The sequence below is a fragment of the uncultured Paracoccus sp. genome (assembly GCF_937873615.1).
GTDB lineage: Bacteria > Pseudomonadota > Alphaproteobacteria > Rhodobacterales > Rhodobacteraceae > Paracoccus.
The window spans coordinates 37,843-60,518 of record NZ_CALMYP010000005.1 but is presented as its reverse complement, the minus strand read 5'-3'; the positions used below and the strand labels follow the sequence as shown (position 1 = coordinate 60,518).

At 63.5% G+C, this 22,676-nt stretch carries 20 protein-coding genes and 1 pseudogene; 11 read left to right on the top strand and 10 right to left on the bottom strand.

All coding sequences use genetic code 11. From position 1 onward, the window contains the following. Positions 1-472 precede the first annotated feature (472 nt). Positions 473-868, bottom strand: a complete 396-nt coding sequence (locus Q0330_RS01890; RefSeq protein WP_299473530.1) for a type II toxin-antitoxin system ParD family antitoxin — start codon at positions 866-868, stop codon at positions 473-475. Positions 869-1,104: 236 nt separating this feature from the next. Between Q0330_RS01890 and Q0330_RS01885 the strand changes: the two are divergent. The 6 genes and pseudogenes from Q0330_RS01885 to Q0330_RS01860 form a co-directional block, all read left to right on the top strand. Then, positions 1,105-1,365 (top strand): annotated as a pseudogene (locus Q0330_RS01885) (IS6 family transposase); the annotation flags it as partial. Between the two features lie 254 nt (positions 1,366-1,619). Beyond that, entirely contained in the window at positions 1,620-2,681 is a 1,062-nt protein-coding gene (gene dctP / locus Q0330_RS01880; protein ID WP_299473527.1) for a TRAP transporter substrate-binding protein DctP, read from the top strand. 63 nt (positions 2,682-2,744) lie between these two features. Further along, positions 2,745-3,248, top strand: a complete 504-nt coding sequence (locus tag Q0330_RS01875; RefSeq protein ID WP_299473524.1) for a TRAP transporter small permease — start codon at positions 2,745-2,747, stop codon at positions 3,246-3,248. Positions 3,249-3,273: 25 nt separating this feature from the next. Next, positions 3,274-4,611 carry a TRAP transporter large permease gene (locus Q0330_RS01870; RefSeq protein ID WP_299473521.1) on the top strand — a complete coding sequence of 446 codons (1,338 nt, stop codon included), beginning with the start codon at positions 3,274-3,276 and terminating at the stop codon, positions 4,609-4,611. A gap of 50 nt (positions 4,612-4,661) precedes the next feature. After that, positions 4,662-6,029 (top strand): amidohydrolase family protein, encoded by a 1,368-nt coding sequence (locus tag Q0330_RS01865; protein ID WP_299473518.1) that lies wholly within the window; start codon positions 4,662-4,664, stop codon positions 6,027-6,029. Then, complete coding sequence (locus Q0330_RS01860; RefSeq protein WP_299473516.1) at positions 6,008-7,288, top strand: Zn-dependent hydrolase; 1,281 nt, start codon at positions 6,008-6,010, stop codon at positions 7,286-7,288. The genes Q0330_RS01865 and Q0330_RS01860 overlap by 22 nt, the downstream gene beginning before the upstream one ends. Here the strand turns inward: Q0330_RS01860 and Q0330_RS01855 are convergent. Next, positions 7,264-8,160 carry a LysR family transcriptional regulator gene (locus tag Q0330_RS01855; RefSeq protein ID WP_299473513.1) on the bottom strand — a complete coding sequence of 299 codons (897 nt, stop codon included), beginning with the start codon at positions 8,158-8,160 and terminating at the stop codon, positions 7,264-7,266. The genes Q0330_RS01860 and Q0330_RS01855 overlap by 25 nt on opposite strands. 119 nt (positions 8,161-8,279) lie before the next feature. On the opposite strand from Q0330_RS01855, the gene Q0330_RS01850 reads away from it, so the two are divergent. From Q0330_RS01850 to Q0330_RS01830, 5 genes are read left to right on the top strand one after another with little or no spacing between them, the layout of a single operon-like run. Beyond that, positions 8,280-8,936 (top strand): aspartate/glutamate racemase family protein, encoded by a 657-nt coding sequence (locus Q0330_RS01850; protein WP_299473510.1) that lies wholly within the window; start codon positions 8,280-8,282, stop codon positions 8,934-8,936. Positions 8,937-8,948: 12 nt separating this feature from the next. Continuing rightward, positions 8,949-9,872 carry a dihydrodipicolinate synthase family protein gene (locus tag Q0330_RS01845; protein ID WP_299473507.1) on the top strand — a complete coding sequence of 308 codons (924 nt, stop codon included), beginning with the start codon at positions 8,949-8,951 and terminating at the stop codon, positions 9,870-9,872. Further along, positions 9,872-10,645: an SDR family oxidoreductase gene (locus tag Q0330_RS01840; RefSeq protein WP_299473504.1), complete on the top strand. Its 774-nt coding sequence runs from the start codon at positions 9,872-9,874 to the stop codon at positions 10,643-10,645. Before Q0330_RS01845 ends, Q0330_RS01840 begins: the two co-directional genes overlap by 1 nt. 12 nt (positions 10,646-10,657) lie before the next feature. Next, the gene (locus Q0330_RS01835) at positions 10,658-12,073 is read left to right on the top strand and encodes an FAD-binding oxidoreductase (protein WP_299473501.1); all 1,416 of its coding nucleotides are present in this window, start codon (positions 10,658-10,660) and stop codon (positions 12,071-12,073) included. Between the two features lie 54 nt (positions 12,074-12,127). Then, positions 12,128-13,216, top strand: coding sequence for a DUF917 family protein (locus tag Q0330_RS01830; protein WP_299473498.1), 1,089 nt, complete (start codon positions 12,128-12,130; stop codon positions 13,214-13,216). A 250-nt stretch (positions 13,217-13,466) separates the two neighbouring features. On the opposite strand, the gene Q0330_RS01825 is transcribed toward Q0330_RS01830, so the two are convergent. The 8 genes from Q0330_RS01825 to Q0330_RS01790 all read right to left on the bottom strand — a co-directional run bounded on the left by Q0330_RS01825 (position 13,467) and on the right by Q0330_RS01790 (position 22,636). Continuing rightward, the gene (locus Q0330_RS01825; protein ID WP_299473495.1) at positions 13,467-14,219 is read right to left on the bottom strand and encodes an SDR family NAD(P)-dependent oxidoreductase; all 753 of its coding nucleotides are present in this window, start codon (positions 14,217-14,219) and stop codon (positions 13,467-13,469) included. 13 nt (positions 14,220-14,232) lie between these two features. Further along, the gene (locus Q0330_RS01820) at positions 14,233-14,976 is read right to left on the bottom strand and encodes an SDR family oxidoreductase (RefSeq protein WP_299473490.1); all 744 of its coding nucleotides are present in this window, start codon (positions 14,974-14,976) and stop codon (positions 14,233-14,235) included. Then, positions 14,973-16,460 carry an FGGY-family carbohydrate kinase gene (locus tag Q0330_RS01815; RefSeq protein ID WP_299473487.1) on the bottom strand — a complete coding sequence of 496 codons (1,488 nt, stop codon included), beginning with the start codon at positions 16,458-16,460 and terminating at the stop codon, positions 14,973-14,975. Before Q0330_RS01815 ends, Q0330_RS01820 begins: the two co-directional genes overlap by 4 nt. 113 nt (positions 16,461-16,573) lie before the next feature. Then, positions 16,574-18,109, bottom strand: coding sequence for an acetoin dehydrogenase dihydrolipoyllysine-residue acetyltransferase subunit (locus Q0330_RS01810; RefSeq protein WP_299473484.1), 1,536 nt, complete (start codon positions 18,107-18,109; stop codon positions 16,574-16,576). Continuing rightward, positions 18,106-19,095: an alpha-ketoacid dehydrogenase subunit beta gene (locus Q0330_RS01805; RefSeq protein ID WP_299473481.1), complete on the bottom strand. Its 990-nt coding sequence runs from the start codon at positions 19,093-19,095 to the stop codon at positions 18,106-18,108. Before Q0330_RS01805 ends, Q0330_RS01810 begins: the two co-directional genes overlap by 4 nt. 4 nt (positions 19,096-19,099) lie before the next feature. After that, the gene (locus tag Q0330_RS01800; protein ID WP_299473479.1) at positions 19,100-20,131 is read right to left on the bottom strand and encodes a thiamine pyrophosphate-dependent enzyme; all 1,032 of its coding nucleotides are present in this window, start codon (positions 20,129-20,131) and stop codon (positions 19,100-19,102) included. 10 nt (positions 20,132-20,141) lie between these two features. Then, positions 20,142-21,122 (bottom strand): ABC transporter permease, encoded by a 981-nt coding sequence (locus Q0330_RS01795; RefSeq protein WP_299473476.1) that lies wholly within the window; start codon positions 21,120-21,122, stop codon positions 20,142-20,144. Then, positions 21,119-22,636 carry a sugar ABC transporter ATP-binding protein gene (locus tag Q0330_RS01790; protein WP_299473473.1) on the bottom strand — a complete coding sequence of 506 codons (1,518 nt, stop codon included), beginning with the start codon at positions 22,634-22,636 and terminating at the stop codon, positions 21,119-21,121. The genes Q0330_RS01795 and Q0330_RS01790 overlap by 4 nt, the downstream gene beginning before the upstream one ends. Positions 22,637-22,676: the final 40 nt, after the last annotated feature.

Sequence of the window (22,676 nt, the reverse complement as noted above, 5' to 3'; positions counted from 1 at the left end):
GCCAAGTCGCAAATCTATCCCGTCAGCAGAAGGTGATCGCCAGACAACGCTTACAGGCCATCGCCGAGGTCTGCGATCTCTACTCACCGCAAGAGTGTTCGAACTACTTCAAGGCTGCCGGATATGTCTCAAGCTAAAGGCGGGAGGCTTTAGACTTAGCCGCTGTCGGGATCTTCGTAGTAGACGAGCGCGGGCATGTCGCGGCGTTGGTTCACGATGCGCAGGATGACTGCCGCGTCATCCGCCGCATCGAGCTGTTTGTAGAAGTTCATGTGACGCTGGCAGTTGAGGGACCGCATCCCCAGGACAGAGAGACTCCTGTTCCGGCCCGCGTCGGAATCCCCGGTGATCCGCTCGAAGGCGGTGACCGACTAGCGGTAATAGACGAGTCATTGATCCCTGCCCCAGGTCTCGACGGTGGAACTGCGTATTTCTTCAAGGTCGAACCTGGCCCGTCCGGAAAGTTGAATAGTCATGCGGGCCGGCGATCAAACGCATCCGGTTCGAAGGCTTGGGCATCAAACTCGGCGAAATCCCCATTTTCGGCCAGGCTGGCTGCCAACTCGAGATCGGCCTTGAGGGCATAGAACTGCCGCGCGCCATCCTTCTCCATCAGCATCCTTACGCCGGCGCGCACGACTTCGCTCAGTTTGGCGTAGGCGCCGGATTCGATCTGTGCCTGCACATATTTCTGCATCGGTTCGATCAGGTGGACGTTTGGCATCAGACTCTCGCATTCATGCTTGATCATCGCGAAGTTCGAAGAGCGTGATGTCGGGGTCTTGGGCGACCAGTTCCTCAAGAAAAGCCTGATGCGGGGCGAGCTTTCCCTTTCCGCGCGGAGGTCCCTGAGGCGCAGGTTCCGCATGGCCTTTGATCCTCACTTGCCGCGCCCACCGTGCACCCGTGGCAGGTGACACCTTCAGACGCAACGCCGCCGCCCGCCCGCTCAACCCTTCTTCAATGTATCTCTGAAACCGCGTCCGAAGCGCCGATGGTAATGGTGCTGACATGATCCATCCTCCCAATCAGGATGAATCACATCTGATGCCTCAAGAGAATCCCCCGCGACTCAAGTTCAAGCCGAAACGCTTTAAAGCCGAGATTGCTCCCGGGATCGAACATCGCCAGCACAAGCGGTTGAACAATCGGGCCGAAGCTTCGGATCGGCACACCCGGCGACGAGAGAAGATCATGGGGCGCTTCAACTCCCCGGGTCAGGCGCAACGGTTTCTCTCAGCCCACGATCAGATCGCCACATAGTTCCGCGCGAAACGTCATCGCGTCACCACCTGGCCATTCCGTCATGCGAGGTCTGGCGCGTTCAGCATTTGGGCCGACTATGCCGCAGAGCCCGCCGCCTGAAAACCGTGTTGGCAGATTGCGGCACTCAGGGACAGGCAGCCTGACAAAGCCGTCAGATACGTCCGTCCGTTCCGGTCTGACAGCGTTATCGCCTCGCCAGTGGCGTGCTGGGGTATGGTATGGCGCGGCTGAATAACATTCAGTTATAGGCTGGCCCCTCTCCTTATTGGACCTGTCGGCCCGACGGATCTTAACTGGAACGATCAGGGTCGGAGACGTATCGAACTCCGATCGATGCAACAAGAGGATCAATCATGGCCTACCAACAGGGGTTTTCACTGAAGTTGCTACGCACCGGTTCGCTAGCGGTCCTGCTGGCGGCGACGACCGCGCTGCCGCTTCGCGCCGAGACCGTGCGCTATACCGATCACGACCCGCTGGGCGGCATGCGGACGCAGTTCGTCAACGACGTCTGGTTGCCCGCCATCGCAGAGGCCAGCACGGGCAGCATCGAGGTCACCCCGATGTTCGGCGGTACGCTGATGGGCTCGAAAGAGGTGCTGAGCGGCGTCGGCGATGGGATCGCCGATCTCGGTTTCGTCTTTCCGGGGCATTACCCCGAGCGGCTTGTCGCCCACACGATCTTTCCGCTGTTCCCGCGCGGCCCAGCGAAGTTCGAGAACATGGCGTGGTTCTATCATCAGCTTTACGACCGGGTCCCCGCCTACCGCGAGGAACTGGAATCGGCTGGCGTCGTGCCGCTGATGACGACCGCCGGCCTGCCGGGCGTGTTCGTCAGCAAGTATGAAATGACCTCGCTCGATGGACTGAAGGACTACAAGTGGCGCGCGGGCGGTAAATGGCTGCTCAAGTATCTCGGCAATGCCGGGGCGGCGCCGGTCTCGGTTCCGTGGGGTGATGTCTATGTGGCATTGCAGACCGGCACCATCGATGGCGTGTTTTCCAACTACGACGGTGTCCACCTGATGAGGTTCGACGAGGTGGCGCCCAATGTCATGCTGTCAAAGGAACTTTGGTATTCTATCCCTTTCGTGCACATCGCCAACAAGGAGTTCTATGACGGCTTGTCGGATGAGGGCCGCGCGGCGCTCCAGGCCGCCAGTGCCAAGGCCGAGACCGAGTTCGGGGCCGTCTATGATGCGACATTCAACTCGATCCGCGATGCAGAGATCGCGGCCGGCGTGAAGGTCACGGAGCTGAGCCCCGCCGACATCGAGATCTGGGAAAACCCCGATGAGCTTGTCAAGCTGCGGGCGGAGTGGGTCGAGGAAGCTAAGGCCTCCGGTCTTGAAAACGCGCAGGAGGTGATGGATCAGACCGCCGCGATCTTCGATGAGGCGATGGCGCGAGAGTGACACGTCCCGCTGGACCGCGTGCATGACGCGCGGTCCTGCTTTTCCAAGGCATGAGGAAACGCGATGCGAAGAATCCTGAGCCGGACCAACCAGATCCTTTCCATGGTCAGCGGCTGGCTGATGATGGCGATGGTCGCCATCCTGACGATCGACATCCTCTGGCGGGTCTTTGGCAAGCCCTTGCTGGGATTGGCCGAAATGTCCGTATTCGTGATGATGGCCGTCGTCTATCTCGGCTTTGCCGGCTGTGAGGAGCACAAGCAGCATGTCCGGCTTGAAATCCTCGAAAACATGCTGCCGCCGCGGGCCGCGCATATCCTGCGCAAGGTCGTTCAGGTCCTTGCGGTGATCACGGTGGTGATCTTCTACATGGCGGTCTTTCGGGATGCGTCCAAGGCCTATGTGACCAATGACTCGCTGGAAGGGGCCATCAGCCTGCCGCTCTGGCCGACGAAGTTCATCATGGTCGCGGGCATGACGGTCTACCTGTTGCAGATCGTCACCGAGCTTTTCTCCGGGCCAGGCCAGGATGCCGCGCCCCCCCGAACCTCCAGCGGCGAATTCTGAATTCCCGCGCCCGAAAGGACCACAGATGGATTTCCTGATCGCCGGCGTGGCCTGCATCGCCCTGTTGCTGGTGCTGATGGCCCTTGGCATGCAGATCGGCCTGTCGTTCATCCTGAGCGGCATCATAACCTCCTCGCTGATCCTCGGATTCGGCAAGTCGGTCAGCCTGCTGGGGCAGGCCTCCTATTTCTCGATCGCCTCGCCCACCTGGACGGCCATTCCGTTGTTCATCCTGATGGGGGCCTTCGCCTCGAACGGCGGTCTGGCGCGGCGGGCCTATGACGGGGTGCATGCCCTGATGCGCAACGTCAAGGGGTCGTTGCTGATCGCGACCTGCTTCAGTTGCGGGCTGTTCGGGGCGGTTTCCGGGTCGTCCATCGCGACCACGGCGATTTTCGGCCGGATGGCGCTACCCGAGATGCAGCGGCTGAAATATGACAGCGTGCTGTCGGTCGGCGTCATCGCCTCGGCGGGAACCTTCGCCTCGATGATCCCGCCCAGCATGATGATGATCATCTACGCCCTGTTCACCCAGCAATCCATCGGCCGGCTTTTCGCCGCCGGCATCGTGCCCGGCCTGATGACCGCGACGGTTTATGCGGTGATGATCAACCTGCTGGTGCGCCGCAATCCGAAACTTGCCCCCAGTCCCGACGACGAGAGGAAGATCCGCGCGCATATCGACTCCATGGGATCGCGCACCAGCGCGGTAGAGATGTGGCCCGTCGCACTGATCGCCATCGTTATCCTCGGCGGGATATATTCGGGGGCCTTCACCCCGACCGAGGCGGCGGCGGTCGGCTCGCTGTTGACGCTAGGCCTCAGCTGGTATCTGCGCGCCTTCCGCAAGATGGGCGAAGTCACCGATGCCATGCGCGAATCCGCGAATATCACGGCGATGCTGTTTCTCATCAATATCGGTGCGTTGTTCTACAGCCGGGTGCTGGCCATTACCGGGCTTCCGACGGAACTGACCGCGGCGCTGACAAGCCTCGACGTCCCGTCATGGGTGATCCTCTGGGCAATCATGGCGCTGATGTTCTTCCTCGGGATGATCATGGTTCCCGTCGGCATCTATGCGCTGACGCTTCCCATCGTGTTCCCGGTGCTGATGAAGCTGGGCTACGATCCGGTCTGGTTCGGCGTGATCGCCCTGAAGCTGACCGAGATCGGGTCGGTTACGCCACCGGTCGGATTGAACGTCTTTGCGATGAAGGGCGTCATTCCGAAAGACATGAACGTATCGACCGAACAGATCTACAAGGGCTGCATGCCGTTCCTGCTCTGTGACCTCGTGGTGCTGTTGCTGCTGGTCCTGATGCCGGGAATCACGCTCTGGCTGCCCAATCTGATTGCCAAATGACCGCGTGGCATCGCTGCGCCCCTGAACCCAGAATAGCAAGAGAGAAGCAAATGTCCGAATTCGACCTCGTGATCAAAGGCAATGTCGTTCGCCCCGACGAAATTCTCAGCGATGCCTATGTCGCCATTTCAGGTGGCAAGATCGCCAGGGTTGGCCAGGGGGCCGCACCTTCCGCAAAGGAGGTGCAGGACTTCCGTGGCTGCTGGATCATGCCCGGGGTGATCGACGGGCAGGTCCATGCGGCAAGCCAGTTGAACCAGGAGGGGCTGGGCATGGCCTCACGCGCCGCGGCGGCGGGCGGTATCACTACGACGATCGACATGCCCTATGACGATCCCGCCGCGATTTCCACCCGCGCAGCCTTTGACGCGAAGGTGGCCGAGGCGCGGCGCGATTGCCATGTGGATGTCGCGCTTTATGCGACGCTGCTGGATGAGGACAATCTGCCCGAGGCCGCCGGCCTGATCGAGGCCGGGGCCTGCGCCTTCAAGTTCTCGACCTTCGAGGCGGCGCCGGGCCGCTTCCCGCGCGTGGATGACGACGTTCTGGAAAAGGCCTTCGCACTGATCCGTCCTTCGGGTCTGGCCTGCGGGGTGCATAACCAGATCCAGTATCTGACCACGAAGAACGTCACCCGCATGCGTGAGGCGGGCGATACCGGTTGGGACGCCTTCATGCGGGCGCATACGCCGCTGATCGAGGATATGGCGACGACGCAGGTCTATGAGCTTGGCGCGCGTACCGGCGCCCGGGCCCATGTCGTCCACGTTTCCACCGACCGGGGCTTTGAGATCCACCGGATGTATCGGAACGCGGGGCATGATGTTTCGTTGGAAACCTGCGTCCAGTATCTGATGCTCAACCACGAGGACCATGCCAAGCGCTTCGGCGCGCGGATCAAGCACTATCCGCCGATTCGCCCCCGCGCCGAAATGGAGAAGCTCTGGACCCATATCGCGGCGGGCAACTGCACCTTCGTTTCCTCCGACCATGTGAGCTGGGGGCTCGATCGCAAGGACGATCCGGACATCTTCGCCAACAAGTCGGGCGGTCCGGGGCTGGAGACGCTGCTGCCCGCCTTCTGGTCTGGATGTGCCGAACATGGCCTGTCGCCTCTGACCGTGGCCAAGCTTTTGAGCGAGGGGCCCGCGCGGCATTTCCTGATCGACGACCGCAAGGGATCGATCGACGTGGGCAAGGATGCCGATATCGTGGTGCTAAAGCCCGAGACCTATGCCTTCGATCCGTCGAACAGCCAGTCGGCGGTGCAATGGTCGTCGTTCGAGGGGCGGACCTTCCATGCACGTGTTGCGGGAACCTGGTGCCGTGGCGAGGCCGTCTGGGATGGCCAAAGGATTGTCAATGCGGCGGGCGGGCATGATCGCTTCATCCGCCCATGTCTCGGCGCCGCCGCGTGACCGGCCCGCAGATCGACGGCGGACGCCTCTGGGGCGATCTGGAGGCACTCGCCGCCCTGACGGAGCCTGATCGCCCATGGACGCGGCGGTCCTTCACGCCGATGTTCCTGAAGGGACGGGCCTGGCTGGCCGAAGCGTTTCGGGTCGCGGGGCTGGAGGTGTCGACCGATGCCGGAGGTAATCTGGTCGGTCGGCGGCCGGGGCGTAACAACAACCTTCCGCCCGTTGTGCTCGGTTCCCATAGCGATACGGTGCCTTCGGGCGGGCGGTTCGACGGGGTTCTGGGCGTGCTTTCGGCGCTGGAGGTGGCGCGCAGCCTGAACGAGGCGCAGGTCGAACTGAACCATGCGCTGGAAGTGGTGGACTTTCTGGCCGAGGAGCCCAGCGAATTCGGCCTGTCCTGCATCGGAAGCCGGGCCTGGGCCGGGGCGCTGGACGACGAGACGCTGGCGATGACTCGTCCGGACGGCATGACGCTGGCTGAGGGGCTGCGCTATGTCGGTGGCGACCCCGAGCGGCTGGCCTCGGCGCGACGACCGGCCGGATCGACCCATGTCTATCTGGAGGCGCATATCGAACAGGCGCGCGTTCTCGAAAGCGCCGGCCTGCCTGTGGGCGTCGTCACCGGGATTGTCGCGATCCTGCGGGAAAAGATCACCATCTGCGGACAGACGGATCATGCCGGAGCCACACCGATGGCCCTGCGGCGTGACGCGCTCGTGGCCGCCGCCAGTTTGGTGACGGCGGTGGACAGGCTGGCGCGGGCAGCGAATGGCAAGGGAACCGAACTGGTCGCGACAATCGGCGCCTTCGATGTTCACCCCAATGCTGCCAATGCCGTTCCGGGCACGGTGGAACTGGTGCTGGAGGCGCGCAGCGAGGATGAGGCGAGGCTTCAGGCCTTCGTGAACAATGACCTTGCGCCCGCTTTCGCGCAGATCGAGGCGGGTGGCTTCGGGCTGGTCCGCAAGCCGATCAGCTTTGCCCGCGCCACGCGCTGCGATGCGGGGGTGATATCGGTACTGCAGGAGGCCGCCCGGCTGCGTGGGATCGAAGCCCCGCTGATGCCCAGCGGTGCCGGTCACGACGGGGTGTTCGTGTCCCGCACCGGGCCCGTCGGAATGATCTTCCTGCCCTGCCGCGCGGGCCTCAGCCATACGCCCGAGGAATGGGCGGAACCCGGAGATTGTGCCATTGCGGCGCAGGTCCTGCTCGATGCAGTTCTGCGGCTCGATCAAGAAGGGACGCCTCGCGCCTGAAGCTGTTTCTGGACGCCGCGCATGACCCGTCGCACCAGCCGTGAAACCGGCCTGTGCTCGGACACGATCGCATAGGCGGTCACCTTGCCTTCGGGGATGAAGGGGCGCGAGACGAGTTCGGGATAGCCCCCGGCGCTTAATACGAATTCATCTACCAGGCCGACCCCGATTCCGGCGTTTACGAAGGCGCAGGCGGTGTTGTTATACCTTGTCTCGACGACCGTGCGGATCAGGTGGTTCACGTCTCCCAGACAATCGCGCGTCAGCCTGCCGAGCGGGCTGTCGGGGGTCAGCCGAACGAAGGGTTGATTGATCAGGTCCGAGGGATAGATCGTCGGTCGCGTGGCAAGCATGTGATCGCGTGGCAGGATGCAGACCAGCCGGCCGGCATGCATCGGGATCCGCCGAAGGTTGGGCCGGTCGTCCGACATCATGGCAAAGCCCACATCGGCAGTGTTGGATTCCACCTGCGCCGCGACCTGCTCCCACCGTCGGACATCGACCGAGATCTCGACATTCGGCGTGGTCGCCATAAGGATTCGCATTGCCTGCGGAAGGATCGTGTTCGCGATGGTCGGGATTGCCACCACCCGCACCCGGCCCGTGCGGCCATTGCGCAGATCGTCGATCCGCGCCTCGGCCGCCTCGACCGCGAGGAACAGCGGTTCGACATCAAGATGCAACTGCCGGGCCTCGTCAGTGGGGAAGAGCTTGCCGCGCCGTCGTTCAAACAGGGGAAAGCCCAGACTTTCCTCGGTATGGGTCAGCATCCGACTGACAGCGGGTTGTGAAATCGACAGAAACTGTGCGGCGCCGCTGGTCGAGCCGGTGTTCATGACTGCCCGGAAAACCTCAATCTGCCTCAGATTCATCGCGCGCCTATGATCAGATGTTATAGCCGAGTCAGGCTCAGCATAGGACAACTGCCCGGGGGATTGGTAGACAGCTTAAATCAGGAAGAAACCGGTCCGCCAGCCGAAGGGGACGCTCCATGACGATCCATGTGATCAACCCCAACAGTCTTGAAAAGGTAACTGGGGCAATCGACCGGGCCATCGATCCGATGCGCGCTGCTGTCGTGACGCCAATCATGACCCATACCCTGCACGAAGGCCCCCCGGGGATTGAGACTCAGGCTGATGTCGATCTGATCGTCGGGCCGCTGCTGCGCCTTGCCGCCGAGCTTGAGGAAAGTGCCTCTGCCTTCGTGGTTGCCTGCTATTCCGACCCCGGCCTGGCCGCGTTGCGTGAACAATCGGACCGGCCGGTGTTCGGCATCGCGGAATCCGGGATCTTGACCGCGTTGACCATGGGCCAGCGGTTCGGTGTGATTTCGATTCTCGGTCGCTCCATCCCGCGCCACCTGCGCATGATCGGTGCCATGGGGCTGAACAGCCGCCTTGCCGGCGACCGCGCGCTGGAGCTTGGCGTGGCCGAGCTGTCCGACGAGGCGCGGACCTTTGAACGGATGTGCACCATCGGTCGCAAGCTTCGTGACGACGATGGGGCGGAGGTTATTCTCTTTGGCTGCTCCGGCATGGCGGGGTTTCGCCGGCGGCTTGAACTCGAACTGGGCTGTCCGGTGATCGACCCCAACCAGGCGGCGGTGGCGATAGCCATCGGCCGCGTGGCCATGTCCCGGGCCTGACAAGGAGACAGAATGTCTGCGCTGACCACTTCCGCAAATGGCGTCTATGTGATTGCGGTTACGCCCTTCACGCCCGAAGGCGATATCGATTTCGAGAGCATCGACCGGATGGTCGAATTCTATGTCGAGCGCGGGGCGACCGGTCTGACCCTGCTGGGCATGATGGGCGAGGCACCCAAGCTGACGCTGTCCGAAAGCTGTGCGGTTGCCCGGCGGGTGACTGCGCGGGTAGACGGTCGGATGCCGGTGGTTGTCGGCGTCTCGGCACCCGGCTTCGCGCAGATGGCGGAACTGACGCGCGCGGTGATGGCCGATGGCGCGGGAGGGGTCATGGTCGCGCCGCCCGCTTCGCTGCGAACCGACGACCAGATCCTGGGATATTACCGGCAGGTTGCCGAATTTACCGACGGCACCCCTCTCGTCGTTCAGGACTTCCCGCTCGCGACCGGTGTCCAGATGTCGGTTCCCGTGCTGACCCGCATCTTCAACGAGATCGACAGTGCCGTCTGCTTGAAGCATGAAGACTGGCCGGGGCTGGAAAAGATCAGCGCCCTGCGCGAGGCAGGGCGGTTGAAACAGCGGATCTCGATCCTTTGCGGAAATGGCGGCATCTTCCTGCCCGAGGAAATGGGCCGCGGTGCCGACGGCGCGATGACCGGCTTCGCCTATCCCGAGATGCTTTCGGATGTGACGACGCTTTGGCGGAAGGGGGAGTATGATCGTGCGCGCGACCTGTTCGACGCCTACCTTCCCATGGCCCGTGTGGAACAGCAGCCCGGAATGGGGTTGGCCGTGCGCAAATACGTTCTGGCGCGTCGGGGTGCCATCCGACATGACGCGCAGCGGCGTCCGGGGGTAAAACTCTCGCCTGCGGCGGTGGCCGAGATCGAGACACTGATCGCACGGCAGGAAAAACGGCTGAAGGAGCTGCACTGATGGATTTCGGACTTTCCAAGCGGAGGGCGCTTGTCCTCGGGGCCAGCCGGGGTCTTGGCCAGGCCATCGCCCGGACACTCGCGGCCGAAGGCGCGACGGTCCTTGCCGCCTCGCGCGATCCGTCGGCGATCGAGGCCTGGGCGAAAGACGCAAAGGGCGACATCAAGGCACTTCCGCTCGACCTGTCGCAGCCGGAAAGTGTCACTGCGCTGATAGGGGCGGTCATGGCGAAGGGCGGCGTCGATATTCTGGTGAACAATTCCGGCGGCCCGCCGCCGGGCCTTGCCGCCGATGCCACCTACGAACAGTGGACCACGCAATTCGCCGCCATGGCCGCCAGCCTGTTCCGGATCACCGGTGCGCTGCTGCCGGCGATGCGCGCCGCGAAATGGGGACGGGTCATCACCCTGACTTCATCGGGGGTGGAGCAGCCGATTCCGAACCTCGCGCTGTCGAATGGCATTCGCGCGTCTATCGTCGGTTGGTCCAAAACGCTTGCCTCCGAGGTTGCGGGCGACGGGGTGACGGTGAACATTGTCCTTCCGGGACGCATCCACACCGCACGGGTTGACGAACTGGACGGCGAGGCGGCGAAGCGCAGCAGCAAGGCGGTTGCCGATGTGGCTGCCGCCTCGGCCGCGACGATCCCGGCCGGGCGCTATGGCCGGCCCGAGGAATTCGCCGATGTCGTGGCCTTCCTCGCCTCGTCGCGGGCCTCCTATGTCACGGGTAGCCGGATCCGGGTCGATGGCGGCCTGATCCGTTCGATCTGAGGAGCGGATCGAATGAGCGCAGATGCGATCCGCGATGCCCTGTCCCGTGTTGTCGGGCCCCGTAATCTTCTTGCCGAGCCGAAGGACATGGCGCCCTTCGTTACCGATTGGACAGGGAAATACACGGGCAGCGCCTGCGCTGTCGTCCTGCCGGGATCGACCAACGAGGTCGCGGCGGTGCTGAAGGTCTGTGCCGAATACGGGTGTCCTGTGGTGCCGCAGGGCGGCCATACCTCGCTGTCCGGCGGGGCGACGCCGGATGCGTCGGGCCGGGCGGTCGTCCTTTCGCTGCGCAGGATGGCGGGAAGCCTGTCTGTCGATCCGCTGGGGATGACTGCGCGGGTTTCGGCCGGTGTCACGTTGCAGCAGGTGCATGAGGCAGCCGAGGAAAACGGCCTGCTGTTCCCGCTGGCGATGTCGTCGCAGGGTAGCGCGATGATCGGCGGGGTGATCGCCACCAATGCCGGCGGCATTTCGGTCCTGCGCTACGGACCGATGCGCTCACTTGTTCTGGGGCTGGAGGTCGCGTTGCCCGATGGCCGGATCTGGGAAGGCACGACAGCGCTGCGCAAGGACAATACCGGGCTGGACCTGCGCGACCTGTTCATCGGGTCGGAAGGCACGCTCGGGGTCATCACCGGAGCGGTACTGCGCCTCGTACCGCGCCCGACCTCGCGCTATACGGCGGTGGTCGCGCTGGCTGATATCGGTGCGGCGCTGACGCTGCTGCAACGGATGCGCCAGCATTGCGGCGACCGGCTGAGCGCCTTCGAATATCTCGAACGGCCAGCGCTGGACCTGATCGCCCGCTTCGTGCCGGATGTGCGCCTGCCATTTGCCGACCTGCCTCCGGCCCTCGTCCTTCTGGAATGCACCGACACGATGGATGCCGGACAGCTTCGTGACCTTTGCGATGTCGCACTTGGCGAGGCCATCGAAAGCGGGCTGGCCGAAGATGCGCTGATCGCGGCCAATGAGGCGCAGCGCGAGGCGTTCTGGCTGATGCGCGAGAGCATCTCGCAGGCGCTGGTGCGCGTCGGCAAGACGGCCAAGCACGATATCTCCCTGCCGATCGACCGGCTGGCCGAATTCGTCACGCGGGCCGGCGACCGGGTGGCGCTGACGGTTCCGGGGGCGCAGTCCATCGTTTTCGGGCATCTTGGCGATGGCAACCTGCATTACAACGTGATCGGGCCGAACTTCACCGCAGACGAAGCCTTTTACGCCCGCCATGCGGTGCTGGCCGGGGCGGTGCATGATCTGGTCCTTGGCCATGGCGGCTCGATCAGCGCCGAACATGGCGTCGGCCAGTTGCGCGCGGCTGAACTGGCGCGGCTGAAACCTCCGCTCGACCTGGCGCTGATGCGGCAGATCAAGGCAGTTTTCGATCCGGACGGACGGATGAACCCGGGGAAACTGTTCGTCTGAACCAATCATTGTGGCTGGAGGATATCCGCGCCCGGTAAAAGAAAAGGAGCGACGATGCGACGTATTCTGACCGAGAGGGATATCGAGCCGGCGGTTCGTGGCGGGTCGGTCTATGCCGCCGGTGGCGGGGGCTGGGCCGATCACGGGCGGATGCTGGGCCGGGCGGCGATGGGGGTCGGCAAGCCCGAACTCGTGAGTATCGACGAACTCGATGAACAGGACTGGGTGGCGACGGCGGCGGCCATCGGCGCCCCGGCCTCTACCACCCCATGGGAAATGCGCGGCGTCGACTACATCCGCGCCGTCCAGTTGCTGAACGACGCCCTGGGCACGCCAGTGGCCGGGCTGATGGTCGGGCAAAACGGGAAATCCTCCACCCTGAATGCCTGGCTTCCGTCGGCGATGCTGGGGTGCAAGGTCGTCGATGCGGTCGGCGATATCCGCGCGCATCCGACCGGCGACATGGGATCAATCGGCATGGCTGGCAGCGCCGAACAGATGATCCAGACCGCCGTCGGCGGTAACCGCGACGAGAACCGTTATATCGAGCTTGTGACGCGCGGCGCCACGGCCAGGGTTTCGCCGGTGCTGCGCACGGCGTCGGACATGTCCGGCGGCTTCATCGCCTCGGCCCGCAATCCGCTGCGGGCCTCTTATGTTGCCCGCAACGCTGCACTTGGCGGGATTTCAATGGCACTGGATCTGGGTCATGCCATTCTGGCTGCGGAACCGCGAGGGGCGTCGGCAGTTCTGGATGCCATCGTTGAAAAGACAGGCGGCAGCCTGATCGCCGAGGGGGTCATCACCCGCAAGAAAGTGCAGTATACGAATGAAGCCTTCGATATCGGCACTGTAACGCTCGGGGAGGGCGACAAGGCGATCACGTTGCATGTGATGAACGAATACATGGCCGTCGAGGATGCAGGTGGTCGCCGCCTTGCCAGCTTCCCCGATGTGATCACGACGCTGTCGACCGATGCGGAACCTTTGTCGGTCGGTCAGCTGCATGAGGGGATGCACATGCATGTGTTGCTGGTCTCCAAGTCGATCATTCCGCTGGGCGCGGGCGTTCTCGATCCCGCTGTCTACCCGCCTTGTGAGGCAGCTATGGGGATCGAGCTTGCAAGGTATGCGTTGGCCTAGCATCACAGTTGGCATTGCCAACTTTTTGGGGTCTCGTGTCTGGCTAAACATTTTTGACGAGGACAACATACAGCCTGCCCCGCCTGAAAGGTTAACAATCTCTTATCGCCACGCCAGTGCCGAAGCTTTCGACCTCTGGAATACCTATGCTGCAGAAATGGCCGCTTGAGTACCCGGCGAGTGCTCTTCTCAATTACACGGCAATGCCGTTCAGGCTGCTTACAACAATCCCAATCTGGCTGCTTCACGATCAGGAAAAGACGATCCCACCGTCGACATTCAGCGTCTGGCCGGTCACGAATGCCGCATCGTCCGAAGCGAAGAACGCGACCGGACCGACAACATCTTCCGGGTCGCCGATCCGCGCCATGGCCGTCTTTGCCTGCCAGGCGCCGCGTATCGCAGGGTCATCCAGGTTCACACGGCCCATATCGGTCAGGATGATGCCCGGACAGACACAGTTCACCGTGATCCCCAGCGGCCCGACTTCCTGCGCAAGGACGCGCGAAAACCCCATCACCGCCGCCTTCGAGGCCGAGTAATGTGCCTGCTCCGGTGCCCCATGTTTGCCGCCGATAGAGGCAATATTGACGATCCGCCCATAACCCCGCGTTTTCATCGAGGGGAGGAGCGCTTGGATCACCATGAAAGCGCCCTTTGCATTCACATCCATGACCACGTCCCATATGCCCTCGGGCAGGCCGTCGACCTCGCCAGCGATCAGGATGCCGGCATTGTTCACCACCGCGTCGACATGACCCAGAGCCGCCAGCGCCTGCGCGGCCATGGCCTCGACCTGGGCCTTGTCGCTGACATCGGCCAGGCAGATCTCGGCCCGCCGGCCCAAGGCGCGGATCTCGGCCGCGACCTTCTCAAGATCGCCTTTCTGCCGCTCGATATCGTTCAGCGCCACGTCATAGCCGCGCCGCGCAAATCCCACCGCGATAGCTGCGCCGATACCACGGCTGGCACCGGTCACCAGCGCCGTTCTGGTTGTTGTCATCTCAACTCTCCTCTTATGCTGCAGTATAACCGCCATCGACGGTCAGGACGGTGCCGGTCACGAAGCTGGCCGCATCCGAGGCGAGGAACAGCACCGCATCGGCGATCTCGCGCGGCTCGCCCAGCCGACCCATCGGCGTGCGGTCCATCCAGGTCTCGAACCATTCCGGTTTGGAACGCCCGGCCAGCGTCAGCTCGGTCGCGGTATAGCCTGGTGCCACGGCATTCACGCGCACCCCCGACCGCGCCCATTCCAGCGCCGTAGACTTGACCAGCAGGTTCACCCCCGCCTTGGCGGCGTTATAGGCAGCCTGCGGTTGCGGCCAGACCGCGACCTCGCCGCAGATGGACGAGGTGCAGACGCAGGCGCCTGACCCGCGCGCAACCATGCCGGGGCCAAAGGCGCGCAGGACGTTGAAGACGCCTGACAGGTTCACATCAATCACGCGACACCAATCGGCAGGGTCGATCTCAACCGTGGGGGCGTTGTGGACGATGCCGGCATTGGCGATCAGCACATCGGGCGTGTGCCGGGCAGCAAGCTCCGCGCAGGCGCCGAAATCGGTCACGGCGAGCGGTGCGGCCTTGCCGCCGATGCTTGCGGCGAGAGCTTCGGCCGCAGCCGCATCCAGATCGGCCACGATCAACGTCGCACCAGCCTCGGCCAGCACCTCGCAAATGGCAGCTCCAATCCCCTTCGCGCCGCCGGTGACAAGCGCTGTTCTGCCAGCCAGCGAGAAGCGGTCGGCAAGTCTCATGCCAACACCTCCTTCAAGGCGGGGTAAAGGGCGACGTAACGGGCATAAATCGCGTCATATTGGGCCATGTTCGCGGGGATCGGCTCGATCAGGCGACCGGGATGGACCATCTGCGCGATGCCGTCGTCTATCGTGGCGAAATGTCCGGCACCAACGCCCGCCAGCACCGCCGATCCGGTCGAGGGCGCATCGGGCGAGGCTGGCACCCGGACCGGGATGCCCGCCGTATCGGCATGGATCTGCAGCCATAGGTCCGATGCTGTGGCCCCGCCACCGACGGTCATCTCCTGTCCGGCATAGCCTGCCGCACGAAAGGCATCGAGGATGGCGCGGGTGCCGAAACCGATCCCCTCCATCACGGCGCGAAAGATATGGTGCAATTCATGCCCCAGCGTCAGGCCGACAAGCGCGCCACGCGACAATGGATCGGTATGGGGTGTGCGGTTGCCCTGAAAATGATCCTGCACCAGCAGTCCCTCGCTGCCCGGCGGCAGGGCGGCGGCCTTGCGGTTCAGCGCATCGAAATCCAGCGGCCCGCCGGTCAGGCGCGACAGCCAGTTGATGATCGAACCGGTAGAGGTCTGCCCGCCTTCGACGATCCAGCGGTCGGGATAGACGATATCGGCATAGCTGCCCCAGACGCCCGGCGCATGGACCGGGCCCTCGGTCACACCGAATTGCAGATGCGAGGAACCGGTGATCATCGCCAATTGTCCCGGCTGGCTGACGCCAAGCCCGATCATCCCGATCAGCGCATCGGCGCCGCCCTGCACCACCTTGACCGAGGGCGGCAGGCCCAGTTCGGCCGCAGCGGTCGCCGTCAACGTGCCGATCACTTCGCCCGGCGCGACCACGCGGTCCGGCCATTTTCCTTCCAGTTCGGACAGATCCAGAGCCGCCAGCAAGCTGGAGGCCCAGCCGCCCTGACGGGATCGATAATGCCAGCGCAACCCAGCATTATCGAGGCTGGCCGCCCATTCGCCGGTCAGGCGATGGGTGATAAAATCCTGATATTCGCAGATTCGATGGGCGCGGGCGAAAATTTGAGGCTCGTTGCGCTTCAGCCAGAGCGATTTCGGGATCATCCATTCCGCCGAGACCGGCCCCTGCCCGTCGCCGTTCAGTGCCAGCGCGGGATCGCCGGTCTCCAGCACCGCCTGCGCCTCGTCATGGGCGCGCACGTCCATCCACATGATCGCAGGTCTGAGCGCGCGGCCTTCGCGATCCAGCGCCACCACGGTGCAGCAAGTGGTGGCATAACAGATCGCCTCGACCTGAGCCGGATCGATGCCGGCCCCGGCCATGGCGCCGCGCGCGGCGGTTACGAAATTTCGCCACCAATCCTCAGGGTCCTGTTCGACCCGGCCGGGCCGGAAATTGGTCTTGTAAGGTACAGCCGCAGTGCCGAGGCAATTACCGTCCAGGTCGTAGACCCGGGCGCGCAGGCTTTCGGTACCGCCGTCAGCCGTCAGGAAATAGGCCATGATCTCCTCCTCGTATCATGGGCAAACTCGTTCAAAGGGCGCGAACGACCCTCCATGCGCGGCAGCGATGGGGCAGCGGTGCAAAGCCCTGCGGCAAGGTGGGACTATCTGCCTCAGACATACGCCCCTCCCCTGATGATAATGGCCGCCACCTCGGCTGGGGCGTCCCATTGCGGCATATGCCCAGCGCCCGGTAAAAGATGAAGCGCGATGGCCGGTGAAACATCCAGCGCCTCGTGCCAATCGACGATGCGGTCCTGCTGCCCGAAGATGATCCGCACCGGAACCGCCTCGGCCAGCCGCGCCAGATCACCGCGGATATTCACCGCCTGCCGACCGCCCCGGCTGATCTCGGCGCCAAGCATGTGCAGCCGGCCCCGCGACAGATCGGCATGGATGTCGGCGATGATCTCGGCCGAGAAGTCCGCCGTCCGGTCCGAGAGGCGGCGCAGCAGATGCCCAATGGCACCTTGGCTTTCCGCGAGCGCCATGCCTTCGATGAACGCCGCGTCGATGGACAGGCCCAGCCCGGCGGGCGCAATCAGTGTCAGCGACGACACGCCACCCCGCCGCGACGCTGCGACGACGCCTGCCGCGGCCCCCAGCGAATGGCCGACGAGATGTACGGGGCGCGACGGGTTCAGCTCTGCCGCGATAGCCGTGACGATATCATCGAAGCCCTGCACCTCGGCCCTGGACTCGCCATGGCCGGGAAGGTCAACGGCCCGCACCGAAAGCCCGGCACGACCTAACGCTCGTCCAAGCTGTTCAAAGGTCCCCCGATCACCGGCAAAGCCGTGCAGCATAAGCACCGGCGCGCCATCTGCCGGACCCCAGTTCGAGGCCGCGAGCGCGCCACCCTCAGTCGCGCGTGTAACATCGGCCAGCTCGATCCGGCCACGTCGACCGCTGCCGCGCAGATTCCGCAGATCCAGCCCAGCCAGACGCGCGGCCCGCCGGGCAAGGGGAGTTGCCCGAACCGGACCCGCCGTGTCGGCCACGGGCGCAACTTCGGTTGCAGTCATCTGGGCGGGAGCAGTTTTCAGGGTCGGCACAGCCTTCGGCGGCGGCTTGTTGTCCGCCGGAGCATCGCTGCGGGCGACCTCGATTCGCGCGATCGGCGTATCGACCTTGACCATATCACCTGGCGCCACCAGCAACTCGACCAGGCGCCCGGCCACGAGCGCGGGGAATTCGGCGACGGTCTTGTCGGTCTCTACCTCCAGGATCGCCTCGCCGCGCGCGTATTCGGCGCCAGGCTCGACCATCCAGCCGATGATCCGGCCTTCCTCCATCGTCTCGCCCAGGCGCGGCATCAGCAGATCGATCACCACAGTTTCGCCTGTCTCTGCAACGGCGGCTTCCGACTCTGGCTCATCCTCGCCGGTGGCGGTCCAATCCTCGGCACCCATCAGGTCGATTTCGGCAATCGGCGCGCCCAGCTTCACCAGGTCGCCTTTCGCGACCAGCAGCGTCACAAGCCGCCCCGGACCGAGTGCGGGATATTCGACCGCCGTCTTGTCGGTCTCGAACTCGATCAGCGGCGTGCCGCGTTCGAAGCTGTCACCTTCCGCCAGCAGCCAGCCTGCCACGGTCCCCTCCTCCATCGTCTCGCCGAGACGGGGCATCCGTAGTGTGACCGTGCTCATGCCGCGCTCCTCAGGGCGATAAGCCGTTCGGCCGTCTCGCGGATCAGGGATACGGTCGGGACCGAGTTCTTCTCCAGCTCGACCGATACCGAGATCGGAATATCCTCGCCGCAGACGCGGATGACGGGATCGGCGAGGAAGTCGAAGCACTCCTCATGAATGCGCGCCGACAGTTCGGCGCCGACACCGGCTGTCATCACCCCCTCTGAAACAACCATGACTCGACCGACGCGTTCGACCTGCTCTCGTACCGTGTCGAAATCCAGCGGGTTTAGGCTGCGCAAATCGATCACCGTCGCCTCGATGCCCTGCTTCGACAGCGCCTCGGCGGCGGCCAGCGTGTTATGAACCTGACGGGAATAGGTGACGATGATCAGATCGTCGCCCGTCCGACGCACGACCGCCTTGCCCCATTCGGGGGCGGGCGCGGACAGATCCACATCCTCCTTCAGCGTATACAGCGCCTTATGCTCGATGAAAACGACCGGATCGGGCTGTTTCAGCGACTGGCGCAGCAGGTGATAGGCATCAGCGACGGTGGCGGGCATCACCAGCCGCAGACCCGGCGTATGCATGACATAGGCCTCAAGAGATTGCGAATGCTGAGCGCCGGCCGAACGCCCTGTGCCGCCCTGGGTGCGCAGGACCATGGGCACACCGATCTGGCCACCGAACATGTAGCGGATCTTGGCCGCCTGATTGCCCAGCTGATCCATGGTCATACCGATGAAATCGACATACATCAACTCTGCGACCGGTCGCAGGCCGGACATGGCAGCACCCACGGCTGCGCCGATGATGGCTGGCTCCGAGATCGGAGTGTCGATCATTCGTTCCGCGCCGAATTCCTCGTAAAGTCCCTTGGTAACACCATAAGCACCACCATAGCGACCAACCTCCTCTCCGATCACCATGACGTTGTCATCTTCGGTCATGGCATCGCGCAGGGCTTGTTTCAGCGCGTCGCGATAGGTCATCTCGACCATGGTCTCACTCCCTTGCCAGAATACGGTCAATGCGGGCGACGACGGCTTCCGGCTCCGGTTCGCCGGGGGCATAAACATCGCGGAACATGGTGCCGAGCATCGGTTCCTTCGCAGCGACGGCAAAATCTATGGTTGCATCCATTTCAGCTGCAATTTCGGCATCCATGGCGTCCAGTGCCTTCGCGTCAGCCTGTCCGCCCTCCTGAAGCGCCTGCCGTGCGAACAGAACCGGGTCACGGGCGCGACCTTCGCGTTCATCCTGTTCCGAGCGGTAGGGGCTTTTGTCCATGCGGGCATGTCCGAAGAAGCGATAACATTCGATGGCCAGAAAGCCCGGTTTGCCGCCCCGCGCGGCGTCAATCAGCCGGGCCGATGCCGCACGCACGTCACGCACGTCCAGCCCGTCCACTGTTTCGGCATTCAGTCCGAAGGCGCGCGCACGTTCATGCAGCGCCCGGCCCTTCGTCGCCTGCTCGATGCGGGTGCCCATGCCATATTGGTTGTTGATGCAAACGAAGATCACCGGCAGATCCCAAAGCGCCGCCATGTTCATACTTTCGTAAAGAATGCCTTGTTGCATCGCTCCATCGCCGAAAAAGGCCGCCGAGATCGCGCCCGCACCTTGCCTTTTCGACGCCAGCCCCGCACCGACGACAGCGGGGATCCCACCGCCGACGATGGCATTGGCGCCAAGATGCCCCAGCCCCATATCTGCGATGTGCATCGAGCCGCCTTTACCCCTGCAATAGCCTGCCTCCTTGCCACCGATCTCGGCCATCATCCGGTTCGGATCGGCCCCGCGGGCCAGGAAAATGCCATGGCCGCGATGATGCGTGGTGAAAGTATCGCCATCCTGCATGAGCGAGGCGAAACCCACCGCCGCACTTTCCTCGCCGATGGAAAGATGCAGCATCGAGCCGGCTGATTGACCGCGCACGAACAACTCTCCCACTCGCTCCTCGAAAGTGCGGACGCGGCGCATGGCGCGGTAGAGTTCCAGAAGTTCGGTATTCGAGCTCGGTTTGGTGGTGGTCATGATGGCGTCCTCAGAGCAGATTGAGCTTGGTGGTGCGCGACACGATCGCCACCGCGATCAGGATGATGACGCCCTTCACGATGTTCTGGATATAGGTGTCCATTCCAATGAGGTTCAGGCCGTTATTGATCACCCCGATAAACAGCGCGCCACAGAAGGTGCCCAGCACCGTCGCCGTGCCAGGGCGAAACATGGTCATGCCGATGAAGACCGTGGCGAGGCCGTCCAGCAGGTAGCGCTCGCCGACATTGGGCTGGCCGGAACCCAACCGCGAGGCGAGAAGTGCGCCGGCGATCACCGCGAAAACCGAAACAAGCACGAGGGCGGCCATGCGGTAATAGGTGATGCGCACGCCCGAAAGCTCGGCCGCCTTCTGGTTGCCACCGACGGCATAGACGTAGCGGCCAAAGACCGTGCGCTCCATCACGAACCAGGCGATGGCGACCGAGATGACCATGAAATAGGCTAGGTTCGGGATGCCCAGGAACCAGCCCTGTCCAAGCGCCAGATAGGTGTCGGGCAGACCGCCATAGATGGCGCGCCCGCCGGTCAGCAGAAAGTTGACCCCGAAGAGGATCGAGCCCATGGCCAGCGTCGCGATCAGCGAAGGGATGCCGATCCGAGTGATCAGCACGCCATTGATCAGCCCAACCACGATTCCTGCTGCCAGCCCGGCCAGCAAAGCAAGCACCAAGGGCGTGCCAGTGGTCAGAAGGAAGGGCACCAGAATGCCCGACAGGCCGACCGTGTAGCCGACGGAAAGGTCGATTTCCTTCGCCGCGAAGCCGAAGGTCAGTCCCGATCCGACGATGGTCAGGATAGCGATCTGCTGTAGGATATTCATAAGGTTGAAGGGCGTCAGGAACCGATCCACGAACAGCGAGAAGCCCACGAACATCAGGATCAGCACCCCGAGTGTCGAATAGCGCTGCACCAGGTCGGAGCGGATCGGTCTGGCCGTCACCGACGGCGTTGCGGTCTGGGATGTCATGCGGCCTCTCCGGATATAGCCTGGATGAAGCGGCCTTCGGAAAATTCGGCAGCCGGGATCTCGGCGCCGGGAAGGCCATGAATGAAGGGAATGGCGCGGTCGCAGACCTGCGCGATCTCGCCCAGATCGGACGAGGCGATCAACACCGCCGCCCCGGCATTGGCGAGGCGGCGCATATGGGCGTAGATTTCCATCTTGGCGCCTATATCGACACCCTCCGTCGGCTCGATGAAGATCAGCACCTTGTAGGCATCACCCGCCCCGTAAAGCCATTTGCCGATCGATACCTTTTGCTTGTTGCCGCCCGAAAGGTTGCGGATCAACTGGCGCTGGTTCGGGGTCTTGACGTTCAAAAGCCGGATCACGCGCTCGGCCTCGTCGCGTTCTTTCCGGCGGCTGAGCACGCCGCTATTCGCCGCGAATTCTGGATGCACCATGGTCAGATTCTCGACCACGGTGCCTTCACCGGACAGGGCGTTTTCCATGCGGTGATCGGGGACGAGCGCCACACCCGCACGTTGCATGGCCCGCACGCCTGGCCGCGTGATCGTGGTGCCGGCGACAGCGATTCGGCCCGACTGCACCCCTTGACGGGTATAGAGCGAGCGGGCGAAGCCGAAATGCCCCGCGCCGGTCAGTCCGATCAGCCCGACAATCTCGCCCGCGCGCAGTTCAAAGGATTCCATGCTGATGGCACCTGCACGCCAGTCCTCGACCGACAGGACAACCGGGCCGGTCGTCGTGGACCCCGCATCTGCCGCATCGGCCGGGCGGTCCTGTCCGGTCTCGCCCTCGCGGCGCAGCATCAGGTCGGTCAGCACTGCCTCGCTTGCCTCTGCGCGGTTCAGGGTGCCAACATGGCGGCCGTCGCGCAACACAGTGATACGGTCGGACAGGGCCACAACTTCGGTCAGGAAATGCGAGATCAGCACCACGCCGACCCCCTTGGCCGGCAGAGTCCTGATGATGTCCCAAAGTTGTTTCTTTTCTGGCGCTTCCAGTGTTGCAGTCGGTTCGTCGAGGATCAGCAGGCTAATCTCGCCACGAAGCGCACGGACGATCTCGACCACTTTGCGCTCGGCCATGGGCAAATCGATCACCGGACGATCGAGGTCGATCTGAACCGATGGAAACCACTGCGCCAATAGGGCCCAGGCCACCTGCCGTAACCGGCCCCTGCGCATGACGCCAAGCGCGCTGCGCGGCTCGGCCCCCAGCATGATATTCTCGGCCCCCGTCAGCGACGGCACAAGACTGCCCTCCTGGCTGACATGCGCGATGCCATGCTGCAAGGCCTCGCGCGGAGTTGCGAAGGCGACCTTCTGACCCTCCATTTCGATATGTCCTGCGGTCGGCTGCAACGAGCCGCCAAGGACATTGACGAAGGTGCTTTTGCCAGCCCCGTTTTCACCGACCAACCCGTGGACCTCGTCAAAGCGGAAGGTCACATCGACCCCGTCAAGCGCGCGGGTTCCTGGAAACTCCATGAGGATATCGCAGAGATGCACGGACATGCGTGACCTCCCAAATAGTTGCGAGAACGGTGACGAAAGC